A 15898-nucleotide genomic window follows, 5' to 3' on the forward strand; every position below is an offset into this window, starting at 1 on the left:
GGTTCTCCAGCTAGGTCGAGGTCATCCCACCGTCGACGACGTGGGTCTGTCCGGTCTGGAACCCGGCAAACTCCGAGCAGAGGTGGGTCACCAGGTCGGCGATCTCCTCGGGACGTCCCCACCGGCCGACGGGCAGTTCGGTCGCGAGTTGCCGTTGTTCCAGCTCTTCGGTCGGGACACCCGCGGCAGCGGCGCGTGCCGCGGCAAGCGAGCGCCGCCGCGGCGTGTCGATGTGCGCGGGGGCGATGACGTGCGTGGTAACGCCGTGCGGGGCGACCTCGGCGGCCAGGGACCGGGCCAGTGCGGCGACCCCCGCCCGCATCACATTGGACAGGTGCAGCAGCGGCAACGGTTTCACCACGCCGACCGAGGTGACGTAGATCAGCCGTCCCCACCCGGCCGCGGACATCGACGGCAATACCGCGTTGGTCAGTGAGATCGCGCTGTCCAGCAGGAGCCGGTAGGCCGAATCCCAGTCGTGCGCCGAGAGTTCGGCGGCCGTCGCCGCGCGGGTGCCGCCGGTGTTGGACACCAGGATGTCGATGCCCCCGAGCGTTTCGCGCGCGGCGTCGGCCGCCGCGGCCGCGGCGCCGGGCTGGGTGAAGTCCGCGATCGCCCAGCCCGCGGCACCGATCTTCCGGGCGACCTCGCCGGTGTGCGGTCCGGTTCCCGTGATGAACACCTCGGCCCCGTCCGCTCGCAGCGACGTCGCGATCGCCATGCCGAGCCCGCTCGACCCGGCGGTCACCAGTGCCCGGCGGCCGTGCACCGTCATGCCGCCGCACCCTCCCCGGTACCGCCGGGCAGGACACCGGATTCCTTGATCGAGGTGGCCAGCAGCCCGTCGATCAGGCCCAGCGGCTCGGTCCAGTCGTACTGGTTGAACTGGGTGTTGATGCGGAGGAACAGGGGATCACCCGCGTAGAACCGCTCGTAGAGCTCGTGGCGGCCGCCGAAGGCGGAGACCGCGAGATCGGCGGCGATCTTGTAGATCGCGATGCGGTCCAGGCTGTTCGTGTCGGGACCGCGGTAGAACCGGGCTATGTCCGCGGCGATCGGCGAGTCGAACGCGCTCACGTCGGCCGGCTGGTACAGCAAGCCGCCGGCGAGGATCTGCTGCAGGATCTCGCGGATGCGCGGGTACCAGCGGTTCCCGGAGTTGCGGATCGCGTACAGCGGCCGGACGTCGGGGAACAGGATGCCCTCGTCGTTGCGCTGCGCGCCGGCTTCGGCGGCGAGGACGGCGGCCCTGGTCAGCTCGATGTACGTGGTGATCTCGCCGAGCGCGTCGCGGACCTGGGGGAATTGGTCGGTCTTGACGACCTCGGTCGCCCGCTTGGCGATGCCCGCGACGAACTGGAGCTTCGCCAGCAGCCGTACCGAGGTCTGGACGCCGGTGAACGCGTTGGAGTTGATCGCCCAGATGTTGTTGACCCGCTCGTAGTCCTGGTTGATGAAGACCCGTTCCCAGGGCACGAGCACGTCGTCGAACACGACCACGGCGTCCATCTCGTCGAACCGGCTGGAGAGCGGGTGGTCGAAGGCGTTCCCGCCGCCGAACGGTTCGCGGCAGATCAGCCGGACACCCGGGGCGTCGGCCGGGATGGCGAACGCGATGGCGTAGGGCTTCTCGTCGGCCGCGTACTTGCGGAGCGAGAAGGGCCAGACGAGGATCTCGTCGGAGTAGGGCGCGGCCGTGGCCAGCATCTTCGCGCCGCTGACGATGATGCCGTCCGGGGTTTCGCGCTTCACGCCGAGGTAGGTGTAGGGGTCGGGCTGCTGCGACGGCGGCTTCGACCGGTCGACCGGCGGGTCCGCCAAGGCGTGGGACAGGAAGAGATCGTTGTCCCGCACGTACTTGTAGTACGCGCGCACCCGGTCGGCGCCTTCGCCGAAGAACTCGGCGTTGGCGTTCCACGCCACCAGCATCGCGCTGACGAAGTCCGTGCTACGCCCCATCATGCCGAGGCTGGAGTCCGCCCACTGCTTGTGCATGACGCGGCGGAGCTCGAGGTCTTCGGCCGTGCGGGGCATCAGGAACTGCACGCCCGCCTTGCCAGCACCGTCTTCGGGCGCAAAGAGCATGCTGTCGGTTTTGGACTGAAGGTCGTAGAGGCGGGCGATTTCGGCCGCGGCGCCGGACGTCGCCTTGTGCCCGGCCACGTCGGTGATCTTCTCGGCCCCGACCCACAGCTCAGGGCTGTGGGTGCGCAGCCGGTCGAGGTACGCGGCGCCGTTTCGTGCGGTCATCACTTTCCTTTCAAGAACCTGATGTGGGTCTCGTTGAACTGGTCCGGCTTCTCCCACTGCGGCCAGTGGCCCGCGCCCTCGATGACCTCGAGGCGGCTTCCGGGGATCAGCTCCTCCAGCAGCGCGGCTTCTTCGACCGAAGCCGTCGGGTCGTGGTCGGTCCACAGCAGCAGGGTCGGCGAGACGATGCGGCTGCACCACTGCGACGACCAGACGTACGGACGCCGGTGTTCCCAGTCCTGCACCGCGAGGATGTTGCGCATCGCGGTTTCGAACCCCGGCTGGGTGTAGATCCGCAGCCGCAGGTCGACGAGTTCGTCGGTGACGAGGCTCTTGTTGTGGAAGAGCCACTCGACCCTGGTACGCACGCTCTGCCGGTTCGCCTCGCGGACCGCCTTCATGCTCGATTCCTTCAGCCCGGCCATCACCTCCGGCTTGTTCGTGATGTTGCCCGGGGTATTGAGCACCAGCCTGTCGATCCGGCCGGGGTGGTGCGCCGCGGCCCACGCCGCCACCCAGCCACCGAGCGACTCACCGGAGAGGTGGGCCTTTTCGATGTCCAGCGCGTCCAGGACCGCGATCAGGTGGTCGCTGAGGTAATCGATCGTGTAAGGCCGGTCGGGCTTGGCCGAATGTCCGTGTCCCGCCATGTCGTACACGACGATCCGGAATTCTTTCGCCAGGTCGCGGATGTTGCGGGAATACGCCTCCAGGTGCCCGCCCGTGCCGTGCACCATGACCAGTGCCGGACCGGTGCCCGCTTCCACCACCCGGGTGGCGATGCCGGCCGCGTCCACGGTCCGCTGGCGCAACTCGATGCCCGCCAAATCGCCCCAGATGCTTACGTGCTGCTCCACAGCATTCCTTCCTGTCGCGACGTCCCCACATATTGGCATACTAGAATCTCAGGAGCAAGCCGTGTTTGCGACACGGTCGTCGTCGCTCGATGGCGGAAAAGGAAAACGGGTGTCATGGCCGTAGGCATGACACCCGTTCATGTGAGTGTGGCTACACTTCCACGAACTTCCAGAACCGCGAAACGTGCTCCTCCATGAGCCTGCCGGCCCGTTCCGCGTCCCGGCGCTCGATCGCCTCCGCGATCTCGGTGTGCTCGCTCTGCGCCTGCGCCAGGTCCGTGCTCAACCGGTTCTTCTGGAGGTAGAAGTCGTTAAGGTCCCAGGTGTCCATGGCCAGTTCGGCCAGCCGCTGGTTGCCGCCGGTGGCCAGTACGGCGGAGTGGAAGTCGCGGTTGGCCCCGGCGAAGGCGAGTGCGTCGTTCCGCTTGGCCGGGCCGGTGCCGCGGACCAGCATGTCATCGATCTCGGCCAGCTGGGCATCGGTGGCGGTGAGTGCTGCGAGCCGTGCGCCCGCTCCCTCCAGGATGCCCGCCACGGCGAAGTGGTCGCGCACCTTCCGTTCGTCCGGGACCGTCACCTGGCATCCGACCTGAGGAATGACCGAGATGAATCCGGCGGCGGCCAGTCGCATCACCGCGTCCATCACCGGCCTGCGGCTCACGCCGAACTCGGCCGCGAGGTCGTAGGTGCTGAGGATCTCGCCGAACTGATGGCGTCCCTCGAGCAGTTGGGTGAGGAGAGCTTGGTAGATCTGGTCTGTTTTGGTGACTGACGCGATCATGGGCATGGACTATCCGGCCCTTCGGTGCGGGAAGGTCGGTGCTGGCGTACTGTCGATCACGCCGAGATTCTAGCGTGTCAATGGCGAGTAGGGGTGCGCCGAAGCGGGAGCCCGGGTGTGGTGGTCGGCTCATTGAGCCGGGTGGAGCAGAGGGCTCGCGCCGTCTGGTGGCAGCGCTGAAGCCGGAGCGGACTCCCGCTCCGGCTTCAGGCCGGCCGAGGCTGCTGCCCGCGACCTCGGTCAGTCCACCGACCAGTCGGTGTTGTCGATCTGGCCGAACATCTTCATGGCGGCTTCGAGGCCGGGCAGGTTGGCGAGTGCCACCGACATGGAGCCGCGGAACTTGACCTTCCGGGTGACCATCGCCTTGGCGGCGGGGAGTTCGCCTTCGCCGAGGCGCTGCCAGGTCTCCACCTTGGCCGTCAGGACGAAGTCCGGCTTCACGCCTTCGATCGGGGCGCCAGCGCGCACGACTTCGCCGGCGTTGACCTCGATCTGGCCCGCGCGGCTCTCGTTCTCTGCGAGCCGGTATTCGATGACCATGCTCAGCTTCTTGAGGCCCTCTCGCGTCGCGTCCGTGGTGTTCCAGAGCTCGGCGTAGGACTTCATCCACTCCGGCGACAGGACGGGTGTTCCCATGGTGCGCTCTCCTTTGGTTCGCCTCCGCGGCGGACAACTGGGGTTTGACAACGAGGCTGAAGATACTAGTATCTTAGAAAGCCAGTCAAGCTGTTGCTGCGGCCCGCCCCATTGTGGGCCGCGATTTTCGGAGGAGACAAAGATGTCTGACGCCAAGGCGGTCACATGTTGAGGGACGAACTCCGGCAGATCCTCGAGAAGGGTTTGCGTGACGTAGAGGCCGACTGGACCGTTCCGGCCGCAATCATCAACGACCCGGAGATGCACGACGCCGAGCGTGAGCGCGTGTTCGGCCGTTCGTGGGTTTTCCTCGCCCACGAGAGCGAAATCCCGGAACGCGGCGACTACGTCGTCCGATACATCTCGGAAGATCAATTCATCGTTTGCCGGGACGAAGACGGCGAAGTCCGCGGCCACCTGAACAGTTGCCGTCACCGCGGCATGCAGGTATGCCGCGCCGAAATGGGAAACGCCTCCCATTTTCGCTGCCCGTACCACGGCTGGACCTACAACAACAAAGGCAGCCTCGTCGGCGTGCCGGCCGGGCGCGAGGCGTACGGCAACAAGCTGGACAAGTCCCTGTGGCAGCTCAAGCCGGTCCCGAAACTGGGCACCTACAAGGGTTTGATCTTCGGCTGTCTCGATCCGGACGCCCAATCCCTCGATGACTACCTCGGGGACATGAAGTTCTACCTCGACATCGTGCTGGACCGCAGTGACGCCGGCCTGCAGGTCGTCGGCGCCCCACAGCGCTGGGTCGTCGACGCGAACTGGAAGCTCGGCGCCGACAACTTCATCGGCGACGCGTACCACACCATGATGACGCACCGGTCCATGGTGGAACTCGGGCTCGCTCCGCCGGACCCCAAGTTCGCGCTCTACGGCGAGCACGTGCACACCGAGAACGGCCACGGTCTCGGAATCATCGGCCCGCCGCCGGGCATTCCGTTGCCCGAATTCCTGGGTATGCCAGAGAACATCGTCGAGCAGTTGCAGCGCCGGCTTTCGCCGGAGCAGGTCGAGGTGTTCCGGCCGGTCGCGTTCATCCACGGCACCGTGTTCCCGAACCTCTCGATCGGCAACTTCCTGATGTCGAAGGACCACGTCTCGCCGCCGACGTCGTTCCTCACGCTCCGGTTGTGGCACCCGATCGGCCCGGACAAGATGGAGATCATGTCCTTCTTCCTGGTCGAGAAGGAAGCGCCGGACTGGTACAAGGAGGAGAGCTACCAGGCCTACGTGCGCACGTTCGGTATCTCCGGGGCCTTCGAACAGGACGACGCCGAGAACTGGCGCAGCATCACCCGGGTGCTGGGCGCCCAGTACGCCAAGAAGATGGAGCTCAACTACCAGATGGGCCGCGGCGTCTACGAGCCCGACCCCGACTGGCCCGGTCCCGGCAACGCATTCCCGATGGACTACGCCGAAGCCAACCAGCGCAACTTCATGGAGTACTGGATGCAGCTGATGGTCACGGACCCGTCGTCGCACACCGGAAACGGCAAGGTCTCCGACGAGGCCGCGGCCGAAGCGCTGGCACGGGCGGAGGCCTAGGACCGATGACCACAGCAACGGAGATCACCGACGCCACGGTGCGTGAAGTCACCGAGTGGCTCTTCGCCGAAGCCGAACTGCTCGACACCGGCAAGTACCGCGGGTGGCTCGACCTGGTGGCCGAGGACCTGTCGTACGTCGTGCCGCTGCGGGTCACGCGCGAGCGTGAGGCCGAGACGGACATCGTCGAGGGGATGACCCTGATGGACGACGACTGGGACTCGATGGAAATGCGCGTCCTGCGACTGGAAACCGAGTATGCGTGGGCGGAGGACCCGCCGTCGCGGTCACGGCACTTCGTGACCAACATCCGGGTCGCCGCCGGCGAGGCGGAGGGCGAGGTGGCCGTCAAGTCGAACCTGCTGCTGTACCGCACCCGCGGCGACGTCGCGACGTTCGACATCCTCTCCGGCGAGCGCCACGACGTGCTCCGCCGGGTGGCCGGCGGCTACCGGCTCGCCAAGCGGGTGGTCGTGCTCGACCAGACCACCGTCATGACGCACAACCTCGCCCTGATCATGTGACGGAGGCAGTTCGGTGACCATCATCCACAACGAGGGCCAGGACCCGATCATCCAGATCGCCAACGAGTTCACGGTGATCCAGGTCAGCTACACCAGCACCGGCCAGCGTGAACGCCTCCTCGTCAGCTCGCCCCGGCTCGGGTTCCAGACCCTGCTCGACCCGCTGCAGCTGGAAAGCCTCACCTGGCAGCCGCCCGAAATGTATTCGAAGCTGCTCGACACCCCGTACGGCCCCGGGACGGAGCTCAACGCGCGCCCGCTGTCGGCTCTGCTCGGAAAGGACTGATTTCCATGGGTTTCCTGGACGGGAAGGTCGCGCTGGTCACCGGCGGGGGATCGGGTATCGGCCGGGCCGTGGTCGATCTCTACGTCCGAGAGGGCGCGAAGGTCGGCATCCTCGAGATCTCGCCCGAGAAGGCGCGGGACCTGCGAGAGAAACTGCCGCCGGACGCCGTGGTCGTGACACAGGGCAACGCGGCTTCCATGTGGGACAACGAGCGCGCCGTCGCGGACGTGACGAAGGCGTTCGGGTCGCTGACCACGCTGGTGTGCGCGGTGGGCGTGTTCGACTACTTCACCGAGATCCCGCAGCTGCCGAAGGACAAGATCGGCGAGGCGTTCGACCAGCTCTTCGCCGTCAACGTGAAGAGCAACCTGCTGACCGTGAAGGCGGCGCTGGACCAGCTGATCGACAACCGCGGCCAGATCATCCTTACCATTTCCAACGCGGGGTTCTACCCCGGTGGTGGTGGTCCGCTCTACGTGTCGTCGAAGTTCGCCGTCCGCGGTCTGGTGACCGAGCTCGCGTACGAGCTTTCGCCGCACGTGCGGGTCAACGGAGTGGCGCCCGGCGGCACGATCACGGACCTGCGGGGAATTCCCGCGCTGGCGAACGAAGGTCAGTCGCTGAAGGACGTCCCGGACATCGAAGGCCTGATCAAGGGGATCAACCCCCTGGGCGTCGTCGCCCAGCCGGACGACCACTCGTGGGCCTACGCGTTCCTCGCCGCGAAGGAACGCGCGCCCGCGGTCACCGGCACGATCATCCACAGCGACGGCGGGCTGGGCGTGCGCGGGATGACGCGCATGGCGGGGCTCGAGCCCTGATCCTGCACCGCATAACGGGGAGACGGCCTCGGAAACCCCGAGTTCCGAGGCCGTCTCCTTTCCACCCTCGAAAGGAGGCGTCGATGAAGACGCTGGTGGCTACCGAAGAAACCCAGGCTGATCCCGCCACCGCGCTGTGGATCTGTGATGTCTGCCAGGACGTGTACGACCCCCGCCTCGGCGACCCCGAAGGCGGGATCGAGCCCGGCACGTCGTTCGCCGACATCCCGGACGACTGGGTCTGCCCGGTGTGCGGGGCGCGCAAGAAGGAGTTCCGGATGCTCGCGCCGGGCGACGAGTACGACGTCGAGGACGACGCCTACGCGGGAGCGCAGGGGTGAGCACGCCGGGCCGCGTTCTCGTCTGTCTCAAGCAGGTCCCGGTGCCGGGCCAGGGCGTCTTCGACGAACGCACGAAACGGATCCGCCGGGACGACGACCAGGTCGTCACCAACCCGCCGGACCTGCACGCGCTGGCGCAGGCGCTGAGCGTGCGGGCGGAGACCGGCTGGGAGGTGGTGGCCGTGACGATGGGGCCGCCGGCCGCCGCGTCGACCCTTCTCGACGCGCTGAGCCGGGGCGCCGACCGGGCCGTGCACCTGGTCGACCGGCGGTTCGCCGGCGCCGACACCCTGGCGACGGCCCGGGCGCTCGCCCGGCTCGTCGAACGGGAGCGCCCGGACCTGGTGCTCACCGGCCGGTGGACGCTGGACGGCGGCACCGCGCAGGTCGGCCCGCAGGTCGCGGAGCTGGCTGGGCTTCCGCAGCTGACCCAGGCCACGATCCTGCGGGCCGGCGACGGTGCCCTCGCTGCGGACGTCGAGACCGATGTCGGCCGGGAAACCTGGACGGTCGCCTTGCCCGCGGTGGTCTCCGTCGGGCGGGGCACCGAACCGCCGTTCGTGACCCAAGCCGATCCGTCGGCCGTCGAAACGCTCACCGCCGAGGAGCTCGGGGGAGGACCGCGCGACTTCGGCACCCGCGGTTCGCCGACCTTCGTGGCGGAGATCCGGCACAACGCCCGCGAACGCCGGGCCGAGTACGTCGGGGCCGGGTTCGACACAGCGGAGCTGCTGGAGGCGGCCTTCGCGCCGCTGGAGCCCGAGGCCGACGTCGTCGTGGCCGGCCCGTCGCGCGAGATCTGGGCGGTCGCCGAGCCGCTGCCCGGCGGTGGCCTCCATCCGACGAGCCTCGAAGCGCTGGCCTGCGTCCGGACGGTCGCCGGCGACCTGCGGGCCACGATCGTGGCGGTGCTGCCGTGCGACCAGCCGCACGACCTTCCGCGCGTGCTCTACGCGCACGGGGCCGACCGGGTGCTGGTGCTGCGAGGGACCGAGCCGGCGGACTACCGCACGGACCTGGTCACCGACGCACTGAGCACGGCCATTGCCACGCACGCGCCGTTCGCGGTGATCGCGCCGTTCAGCGCGCGTGGCCGCGACTACGCCCCGCGCGTCGCCGCGCGGCTCGGGCTCGGCCTGACCGGGGACTTCACCGCCCTGGAGGTCCGTGACGCGGACACCGACGAGCCCGACCTGCGGTGGCTCAAACCGGCCCTGTCGGCGGACGTGGTCGCGCCGGTGATCGCGCACTCCACCCCGTCGATGGGCACGCTGCGGCCCGGGTCCTTCCCGGCGCGAGCCGTTCGCGATCAGCGGGAGCCGGAGGTCGAGTTCGTCGGTGGCACCGCGACCGGCGACGGTGCGTGCACCGCGGTCGAGCGCCGGGTCGAGCTTCCGGACGCACCGAGGCTCGCCGCGGCGCGGCTGGTCATCGGGCTCGGGCCAGGGCTGGGCACCGGTGCCCGCCGCGTCGCCGAACGCGTCGCCGCGACACCGGGGATCGCGCTCGTCGCGACGGCCGCCGCGGTCGCCGCGGGGGAGGCGCCCCCGCAATTCGAGATCGGGCCGCTCGCCCGCAGTATCGCGCCCGCGGTCTACCTCGGGTTCGGGCGCCACGACCTCGGCACGCTCCAGGCGGTCAAGGGCGCCGGCCGAGTGGTCGTCGTCGATCCAGGTGCCTGGCTCGACGCCTTCACCGGTCTGGCCGACACCGTCGTCACCGCGAACGTCGAGGGGGTCCTGCTGGACCTGCTGCTGGCGACGGCGGGCGCAGCCGCCGGCTGAGCACTGGAATCCCAAGGAGGACCCATGAGTACCGCCGCGCCGGCGGCGAACGTCGACCCTCGGCGGTTTCGCGACGCCATGGGCCGGTTCGCCACCGGCATCACGATCATCAGCACGCCGACCCCGGCGGGACCGCACCACATGACCGCGAACGGCTTCATGTCGGTGTCCCTCGAGCCCGCCCTCGTCGTGGTGTCCATCGCCCGCCGCGCCAAGATGCACGACTTCCTCCTGGCCAGCGGCGTCTACGGCGTCAGCGTCCTCGCTGCGGACCAGGAACCCGTCAGCATGCACTTCAGCGGCCGTCCGGACCCGGACCTGCACCCGCGGTTCGACGACCACGCCGGGGTCCCCCTCGTGGCCGGGGCGCTCGCGCAGGTGGCCGCGGAGATCGTCGACGCCCACCCCGCCGGTGACCACACGTTGTTCGTCGGCGAGGTGCGCCACCTCGCCGACGGCGTGGGCGACCCACTGGTCTTCCACGCCGGCCGGTACCGCCACCTGCTCAGCCCCGCGGCGGATTCGGAGTACTCCGACGCCTGGTCCGGCTTCTGCCTGGATCCGTTCGGTCCCTCTTCCCGCGCCTGAATTCGGAGGTAACCCATGCACGCCCGCCCCATCCGGTGGCTGCCGTGAACGCCGCCGTCCGCGAAGCCGCGGACCTGCTGTGGAACGCCGTCGACACCGGCAGGCCGTGCCTGCCGATCCGCGATCTGTTCACCTTCGGCGACATCGAGGCCGCTTATGCGGTGCAACGGCTGAACACCGAGCGCGCGCTGGCCGCGGGCCGGCGGTTGGCCGGCCGCAAGATCGGCCTGACCTCGCCCACCGTCCAGCGCCAGCTGGGTGTCGCTCAGCCTGATTTCGGGGCGGTGTTCACCGACATGGCCGTGGCCGACGGCGGGACCGTGCCCGCCCGCCGGCTGCTGCAGCCGAAGGTTGAGGCCGAGATCGCGCTCGTGCTGACCGACGACCTGCCGGATCCGGACTGCACCGCGGCGGACGTGGTGCGCGCCACCGGCTTCGCGGCGGCCGCGTTGGAGATCGTGGACAGCCGGATCGCCGACTGGGACATCTCCATCGTTGACACCGTCGCGGACAATGCGTCGTCCGGCCTGTTCGTGCTGGGCGGCACTCGACTGCCGCTCGACCGCGTGGACCTGCGGACGGTGCGGATGACGTTGTCCCGCCACGGTTCGGTGGTTTCGGAGGGCAGCGGTGCCGACTGCCTCGGCAGCCCGCTCGCCGCCGCCCTGTGGCTGGCGTCCACGTTGGCCCAGCGAGGAGATCCGCTGCGGGCGGGGGATGTCGTGCTGACCGGCGCACTCGGACCGATGGTCGCCGTCGCGCCGGGGGATGTCTTCCACGCCGAGCTCTCCGGGCTCGGTTCGGTGCGGGTCGGCTTCGCGGACGAAGGAGAAGCCCGGTGAGCAAAGCGAAAGTAGCCGTCATCGGGTCGGGTAACATCGGCACCGACTTGATGATCAAGGTGCTGCGGCTGTCCGAAATCCTCGAAATCGCCGCGATGGCCGGGATCGACCCGGCCTCCGACGGCCTCGCCCGGGCCCGCCGGTTGAAGGTCGCGACCACCCACGAAGGCGTCGACGGGCTCGTGCGGCTGGACGAGTTCACCGATGTCCGATACGTCTTCGATGCGACCTCGGCCGGCGCGCACCGCTACCACGACAAGGTGCTGCGCGCTCTCGGCCGAACCGTCATCGACCTCACTCCGGCCGCCGTAGGCCCCTACGTCGTCCCGCCGGTGAACCTCGAAGCCCATCTCGACGCCCCGAACGTCAATATGGTGACCTGTGGCGGCCAAGCCACGATTCCCATCGTCGCGGCGGTCGCCGCGGTCACTCCGGTGCACTACGGCGAGATCGTCGCCTCGATCTCTTCGCGGTCCGCCGGGCCCGGTACTCGCGCCAACATCGACGAATTCACCGAGACCACCGCCGCGGCGATCGAGCAGGTGGGCGGCGCGGCGCGCGGCAAGGCCATCATCGTGCTGAACCCCGCGGAGCCGCCCCTGATTATGCGCGACACGGTGTACTGCCTGGTTTCGGAAGCCGACACCGAGGCGATCACGGCGTCGGTCGAGCGGATGGTGGGCCGGGTGCAGGCTTATGTTCCTGGCTACCGCCTCAAGCAGAAGGTGCAGTTCGACGCGGTCGCGGCGGACGATCCGCTGCGCGCCCTGGTTCCGCCCGGGGACGCTCCGGTGAAGGTGTCGGTCTTCCTCGAGGTCGAAGGCGCCGCCCACTACCTGCCCGCCTACGCCGGGAACCTCGACATCATGACCTCGGCGGCGCTGGGCACCGCCGAACGCATCGCTGCCCGCCGCGCGGGCGAGGGGAGGGCCCGATGACCCGGCTGTACATCCAGGACGTGACCCTGCGAGACGGCATGCACGCCGTCCGGCACCGCTACACCGTCGAGCAGGCCAGGGCGATCGCGTCCGCATTGGACACCGCCGGCGTCGCCGCGATCGAGATCGCGCACGGCGACGGGCTGTCCGGCTCGAGCATCAACTACGGCGTGGGCGCTCACACCGACTGGGAGTGGATCGAGGCCGTGTGCGACGTCGCGCGCCGGGCCGTGCCGACCACGTTGCTGCTGCCCGGCATCGGCACGCTGCACGACCTGCGGCAGGCCCACGCGTTGGGTGTCCGGTCGGTGCGGATCGCCACCCACTGCACCGAAGCCGACATCTCCGCCCAGCACATCGGTGCCGCCCGCGAACTCGGCATGGACGTCGCGGGCTTCCTGATGATGTCCCACCTGGCAGAACCCGCCGAGCTGGCGCGGCAGGCGAAACTCATGGAGTCCTACGGCGCGCAGTGCGTGTACGTCACCGATTCCGGCGGCCGGCTGACGATGGACGGCGTGCGCGACCGCTTCCGCGCCTACCGCGACGTCCTGGACGCCGCCACGGAACTGGGCATCCACGCCCACCACAACCTCGCTCTCGGTGTCGCGAACAGCGTGGTAGCGGTCGAAAACGGCGCGACGCGGGTGGACGCGTCCCTGGCCGGGCAGGGCGCGGGTGCCGGGAACTGCCCTCTCGAAGCCTTCATCGCGGTCGCCGATCTGATGGGCCACGAGCATGGCTGCGACCTGTTTCCGCTCATGGACGCCGCCGACGATCTCGTCCGTCCGTTGCAGGATCGCGAAGTCCGCGTGGACCGGGAAACCCTCAGCCTGGGCTACGCCGGTGTCTACTCGAGTTTCCTGCGCCACGCGGAGGTTGCGGCGACGCGGTACGGCCTCGACACCCGGGCGATTCTCGTGGAAGTCGGCCGTCGCGGCATGGTCGGTGGCCAGGAGGACATGATCACCGACGTTGCTCTCGACCTTGCGGCCGGGCGCCGGAGGTGATCTGCCTGCAACGCCGTCGGTTACTTGTCCCTTCGCGCGGTCTGCGTGGCGCAGTCGACGTCCCGGGACGTCCGGTATTCCCGTCGGCGCCGGTTGCGTTCTTGGCGTTCCCGCTCTCGGCGGCTGTAGGTCGCGTTGAGGACGGTCTCTTCGTCCTCCAGGCTCGATCCGAGCGCACCGGCGACGATCCCGACCGAACTGCACAACCACACCAGGTTCAAGTACGAACCCACGCCGACCGGGTGCCCCAGAGCCTGCGCAAAATAGCCGCTGTCGATCAGGACGGCCGCCGCGAGCAGCGCGAGCACGAACAGGATCGCGTACATGCACGCCACCCCGATGGCCAGCGTGGTCGCCGTGGAAACATTGTACAGCAGAGCCTTGCGTCGCCCGGCGACCTCGGAAGGCCGGTCCCACAGGTGGTTGTACACCGTCAACCACACCGTCATGACCAGGACGGTGACCACCGTGATCGCCGCAAGCCGCATCGGGGACAGCGCGTCCGCGAGCTTCCAGAACGAACTGGTGATGATGCCGTAGGCGGCGGTCCCGGCCGCCGCCGCGGTGGCGCCCGCGAGGTGCGGAACGAGCCGCCACGGACGGTTGTCCCGCACCATCCCGGCCAGCAGCCGTAGCCGGCCACGCAGCCCGACCAGAGCGAGATGAGTCGTGGCCGACTGGTGTCCGCCGGACATGCGCTCCGTCGGGGCCAGCGCCTCACGCCACCGCGCCACCGATCCTCGTTCAGAATGATCTCCGTCGACTTCGAGCCGCCGCGACACCAGCTGCCGCACCACGCGGACCAGCAACGTCCGTGCCCGGTGACGCACCAGGACGGCACCGAGCGCGGGCAGCGAGATCATCGCGACCCTGTGCTCGACGTCGACCCCCGCCACGACGGGTTTTGTCCCCGCGCGCCGGGGAAGATCGGTGAGCAGGACCAGCAGGTCCCAGCCCCGGTCCTGCCGGTGCCGCTGCGACAGCGTGCGCATCGGTATGTCCCCGTCTTCGTCCAGCGGCAGCTGCGTTACCTCGTGCTCCACCCGCCACCGCATCTCCCCGCTCACTCGGGCGCCGAAGATTCCGGGTAGATCGTCGGCGATGGTCGTGATCACCTGCTCCGGCAGCCCTTCGTCGGCGAGCACCCCGACGATCACCGGGCGTGGTGCGTTCATGTGGTTCACCTCGCTCATCGGCACCTGCCGGTTTCCCCGGGCGGTGCCGGCCAAACCACCCGCCCGGGCGACGCCGCGAGCAGCGGCGCCGTGTTCGGCCGGCCGCCGACGCCGGTCGTCCAAGTCAGCGTCGACCATCTAATTCGGCACCGAGCTTGGCTACCGGCCGGACAGCGGGTCAGAGCGGAAGGGCGGGATGCCAGGACGTCGCCACACGGTAGGCCCGTGCCGGTGGCGTGCCCGGTCGTTCCCGGCGCGCCCGCGTGACCAGCACCAGTAGCCACACAACCCCGATCGCCGCGATCAGGCACTGGCCAACCCAGGTCAGCGTCGTGTACAGCCCGACCCGGGTGCCGGTCGGCGCGGCCGGCAGGCCGCGCACCAGCAGGTCGTACTGCCACGGCAGCAGCTCGGTGGTCACCAAATCCGACAGAGACAGCCCTTGAGGGGTGAACAGCGCGGTCAGCGCGTACCCGGCCGATTCCAGGGCCGCGAACCCGAACCCGACCGTGGCGCCCAGGATCAACCCGTCGCCCAAGGACTTCACGGCCAAGTGCCGGGTCAGCAGTGCGAGCGCGGCCAGTTTGACTGCTTCCTCGATGAGTCCGACGCCGACGTACAGCCACGGCGACGGGTACAGCAGATACGTCTCCAGCACCGATGCGCCGAGCACGCCGAGCACACCGCCGACGATGAATGTGCGGAACACGATTTCGGCGGTGATCTCGCCGGAGTCCCGGCGCTCGAAGGCCCACGCGACGAAGGTCACCGGCACCAGGAAGGTGCCGAGCAGCACCAGGGTGGGGATGAGGTTGGGGTTCCCGGTCAGATAGGTGACGACCGCGGACAGTATCCACAGGACCAGGCCGACTCCGAACATCCGAAGCCACATACGTCGTTTCGGCCGTTCGGCGACAACTCTCACCTGCGCTTCCCCCACCGCTCGCCGCGGCCGTGGGCGGCCGTGTCGATGAAAGTCCGGTACCGGTCCGCGGAACCGGGCTCTGCGACGTCCTCGAGCCCTTGGGGGCAGCGCAGTGACGACCACAGCTCGGCACGCGGTTTCGGGTCGTCAATGACGGCTCGGTACCAAGAAAAAACCTCGGCCAGCAGGGTGTCGTCCATCGCGTACAGCACGGGCGGCGCGAGCCCGGTCAGCTCGAACAGGCCGTTGAGCGCCGTCAGCCGGTCCTCCACCCGGTGCACGAGGTCGAACAGGCCGTCGTCCATCTGCTCGACCTGGGACAGGTCGAGCACCAGGTGCCGCGTGCCGGCGTGGAGCAGCCCGGCGAAGTGCGCGGCCAGGAGGCGGAGGGCCCGCGCGTCGATCGGCCCGCGGACCGTGACGACGGTGTGGTGGTCGTCGCGCAAGGTCGAGGTGACCGTGAAGTTCGCCGCCGTGGCGGCGACCTCGCGCGCCGGCCCGGTGAGGCGGTGCAGCTCGGCGAACGCCACCGCGTACGCCGGCTGATCGAGGTTGAGTGAGAGTTCGTTGACCATGCGCGGCC

General features: G+C 69.0%; 18 protein-coding genes. 10 read left to right on the top strand and 8 right to left on the bottom strand.

Features of this window, described 5'->3' with window-relative positions:
• Positions 1–10 precede the first annotated feature (10 nt).
• The 5 genes from ABZU76_RS33815 to ABZU76_RS33835 form a co-directional block, all read right to left on the bottom strand.
• A complete protein-coding gene (locus ABZU76_RS33815; RefSeq protein WP_354876759.1) occupies positions 11–775 on the bottom strand; it encodes an SDR family oxidoreductase in 765 nt (254 codons plus the stop codon).
• Entirely contained in the window at positions 772–2250 is a 1479-nt protein-coding gene (locus ABZU76_RS33820; protein ID WP_354876762.1) for a 4-hydroxyphenylacetate 3-hydroxylase N-terminal domain-containing protein, read from the bottom strand. Before ABZU76_RS33820 ends, ABZU76_RS33815 begins: the two co-directional genes overlap by 4 nt.
• Positions 2250–3107 carry an alpha/beta hydrolase gene (locus ABZU76_RS33825; RefSeq protein ID WP_354876765.1) on the bottom strand — a complete coding sequence of 286 codons (858 nt, stop codon included), beginning with the start codon at positions 3105–3107 and terminating at the stop codon, positions 2250–2252. The genes ABZU76_RS33820 and ABZU76_RS33825 overlap by 1 nt, the downstream gene beginning before the upstream one ends.
• Before the next feature lie 151 nt (positions 3108–3258).
• Complete coding sequence (locus tag ABZU76_RS33830; RefSeq protein ID WP_354876768.1) at positions 3259–3894, bottom strand: GntR family transcriptional regulator; 636 nt, start codon at positions 3892–3894, stop codon at positions 3259–3261.
• Between the two features lie 234 nt (positions 3895–4128).
• Positions 4129–4527: an SCP2 sterol-binding domain-containing protein gene (locus tag ABZU76_RS33835; RefSeq protein ID WP_354876771.1), complete on the bottom strand. Its 399-nt coding sequence runs from the start codon at positions 4525–4527 to the stop codon at positions 4129–4131.
• A gap of 165 nt (positions 4528–4692) precedes the next feature.
• Here ABZU76_RS33835 and ABZU76_RS33840 point away from each other — a divergent pair, with 165 nt between their 5' ends.
• From ABZU76_RS33840 to dmpG, 10 genes are all read left to right on the top strand, one after another.
• On the top strand, positions 4693–6081 hold the full coding sequence (locus ABZU76_RS33840) for a Rieske 2Fe-2S domain-containing protein (RefSeq protein WP_354876774.1): 1389 nt from the start codon (positions 4693–4695) through the stop codon (positions 6079–6081).
• Between the two features lie 5 nt (positions 6082–6086).
• Positions 6087–6605: an aromatic-ring-hydroxylating dioxygenase subunit beta gene (locus ABZU76_RS33845; protein ID WP_354876777.1), complete on the top strand. Its 519-nt coding sequence runs from the start codon at positions 6087–6089 to the stop codon at positions 6603–6605.
• Between the two features lie 13 nt (positions 6606–6618).
• Entirely contained in the window at positions 6619–6891 is a 273-nt protein-coding gene (locus ABZU76_RS33850; protein ID WP_017981167.1) for a hypothetical protein, read from the top strand.
• A gap of 5 nt (positions 6892–6896) precedes the next feature.
• Positions 6897–7712 carry a 3-(cis-5,6-dihydroxycyclohexa-1,3-dien-1-yl)propanoate dehydrogenase gene (hcaB, locus tag ABZU76_RS33855; RefSeq protein WP_354876780.1) on the top strand — a complete coding sequence of 272 codons (816 nt, stop codon included), beginning with the start codon at positions 6897–6899 and terminating at the stop codon, positions 7710–7712.
• Between the two features lie 83 nt (positions 7713–7795).
• Positions 7796–8053, top strand: coding sequence for a rubredoxin (locus ABZU76_RS33860; RefSeq protein ID WP_285994591.1), 258 nt, complete (start codon positions 7796–7798; stop codon positions 8051–8053).
• Positions 8050–9837 carry an electron transfer flavoprotein gene (locus ABZU76_RS33865; protein WP_354876783.1) on the top strand — a complete coding sequence of 596 codons (1788 nt, stop codon included), beginning with the start codon at positions 8050–8052 and terminating at the stop codon, positions 9835–9837. The genes ABZU76_RS33860 and ABZU76_RS33865 overlap by 4 nt, the downstream gene beginning before the upstream one ends.
• Positions 9838–9861: 24 nt before the next feature.
• Positions 9862–10425 carry a flavin reductase family protein gene (locus tag ABZU76_RS33870; protein WP_354876786.1) on the top strand — a complete coding sequence of 188 codons (564 nt, stop codon included), beginning with the start codon at positions 9862–9864 and terminating at the stop codon, positions 10423–10425.
• A 44-nt stretch (positions 10426–10469) separates the two neighbouring features.
• Positions 10470–11267 (top strand): fumarylacetoacetate hydrolase family protein, encoded by a 798-nt coding sequence (locus tag ABZU76_RS33875; protein ID WP_354876789.1) that lies wholly within the window; start codon positions 10470–10472, stop codon positions 11265–11267.
• Positions 11264–12205: an acetaldehyde dehydrogenase (acetylating) gene (locus tag ABZU76_RS33880; protein ID WP_354876792.1), complete on the top strand. Its 942-nt coding sequence runs from the start codon at positions 11264–11266 to the stop codon at positions 12203–12205. The genes ABZU76_RS33875 and ABZU76_RS33880 overlap by 4 nt, the downstream gene beginning before the upstream one ends.
• Positions 12202–13215: a 4-hydroxy-2-oxovalerate aldolase gene (gene dmpG, locus ABZU76_RS33885; RefSeq protein ID WP_354876795.1), complete on the top strand. Its 1014-nt coding sequence runs from the start codon at positions 12202–12204 to the stop codon at positions 13213–13215. The genes ABZU76_RS33880 and dmpG overlap by 4 nt, the downstream gene beginning before the upstream one ends.
• Before the next feature lie 20 nt (positions 13216–13235).
• Here dmpG and ABZU76_RS33890 read toward each other — a convergent pair whose 3' ends face one another.
• The 3 genes from ABZU76_RS33890 to ABZU76_RS33900 form a co-directional block, all read right to left on the bottom strand.
• Positions 13236–14390 carry a hypothetical protein gene (locus tag ABZU76_RS33890; protein WP_354876798.1) on the bottom strand — a complete coding sequence of 385 codons (1155 nt, stop codon included), beginning with the start codon at positions 14388–14390 and terminating at the stop codon, positions 13236–13238.
• Positions 14391–14568: 178 nt separating this feature from the next.
• Positions 14569–15270 carry a PrsW family glutamic-type intramembrane protease gene (locus ABZU76_RS33895; protein ID WP_354876801.1) on the bottom strand — a complete coding sequence of 234 codons (702 nt, stop codon included), beginning with the start codon at positions 15268–15270 and terminating at the stop codon, positions 14569–14571.
• A gap of 41 nt (positions 15271–15311) precedes the next feature.
• A complete protein-coding gene (locus tag ABZU76_RS33900; protein ID WP_354876804.1) occupies positions 15312–15890 on the bottom strand; it encodes an STAS domain-containing protein in 579 nt (192 codons plus the stop codon).
• Between the last annotated feature and the right edge of the window lie 8 nt (positions 15891–15898).

Source organism: Amycolatopsis sp. NPDC005232 (assembly GCF_040607795.1).
Lineage (GTDB): Bacteria > Actinomycetota > Actinomycetes > Mycobacteriales > Pseudonocardiaceae > Amycolatopsis.

Coding starts and splice junctions, on each gene's coding strand:
- ABZU76_RS33815 (WP_354876759.1), bottom strand. CDS start 775: ATGACGGTGCACGGCCGCCGGGCACTGGTGACCGCCGGGTCGAGCGGG.
- ABZU76_RS33820 (WP_354876762.1), bottom strand. CDS start 2,250: ATGACCGCACGAAACGGCGCCGCGTACCTCGACCGGCTGCGCACCCAC.
- ABZU76_RS33830 (WP_354876768.1), bottom strand. CDS start 3,894: ATGCCCATGATCGCGTCAGTCACCAAAACAGACCAGATCTACCAAGCT.
- ABZU76_RS33835 (WP_354876771.1), bottom strand. CDS start 4,527: ATGGGAACACCCGTCCTGTCGCCGGAGTGGATGAAGTCCTACGCCGAG.
- ABZU76_RS33840 (WP_354876774.1), top strand. CDS start 4,693: ATGTTGAGGGACGAACTCCGGCAGATCCTCGAGAAGGGTTTGCGTGAC.
- ABZU76_RS33845 (WP_354876777.1), top strand. CDS start 6,087: ATGACCACAGCAACGGAGATCACCGACGCCACGGTGCGTGAAGTCACC.
- hcaB (WP_354876780.1), top strand. CDS start 6,897: ATGGGTTTCCTGGACGGGAAGGTCGCGCTGGTCACCGGCGGGGGATCG.
- ABZU76_RS33860 (WP_285994591.1), top strand. CDS start 7,796: ATGAAGACGCTGGTGGCTACCGAAGAAACCCAGGCTGATCCCGCCACC.
- ABZU76_RS33870 (WP_354876786.1), top strand. CDS start 9,862: ATGAGTACCGCCGCGCCGGCGGCGAACGTCGACCCTCGGCGGTTTCGC.
- dmpG (WP_354876795.1), top strand. CDS start 12,202: ATGACCCGGCTGTACATCCAGGACGTGACCCTGCGAGACGGCATGCAC.
- ABZU76_RS33890 (WP_354876798.1), bottom strand. CDS start 14,390: ATGAACGCACCACGCCCGGTGATCGTCGGGGTGCTCGCCGACGAAGGG.
- ABZU76_RS33895 (WP_354876801.1), bottom strand. CDS start 15,270: ATGTTCGGAGTCGGCCTGGTCCTGTGGATACTGTCCGCGGTCGTCACC.
- ABZU76_RS33900 (WP_354876804.1), bottom strand. CDS start 15,890: ATGGTCAACGAACTCTCACTCAACCTCGATCAGCCGGCGTACGCGGTG.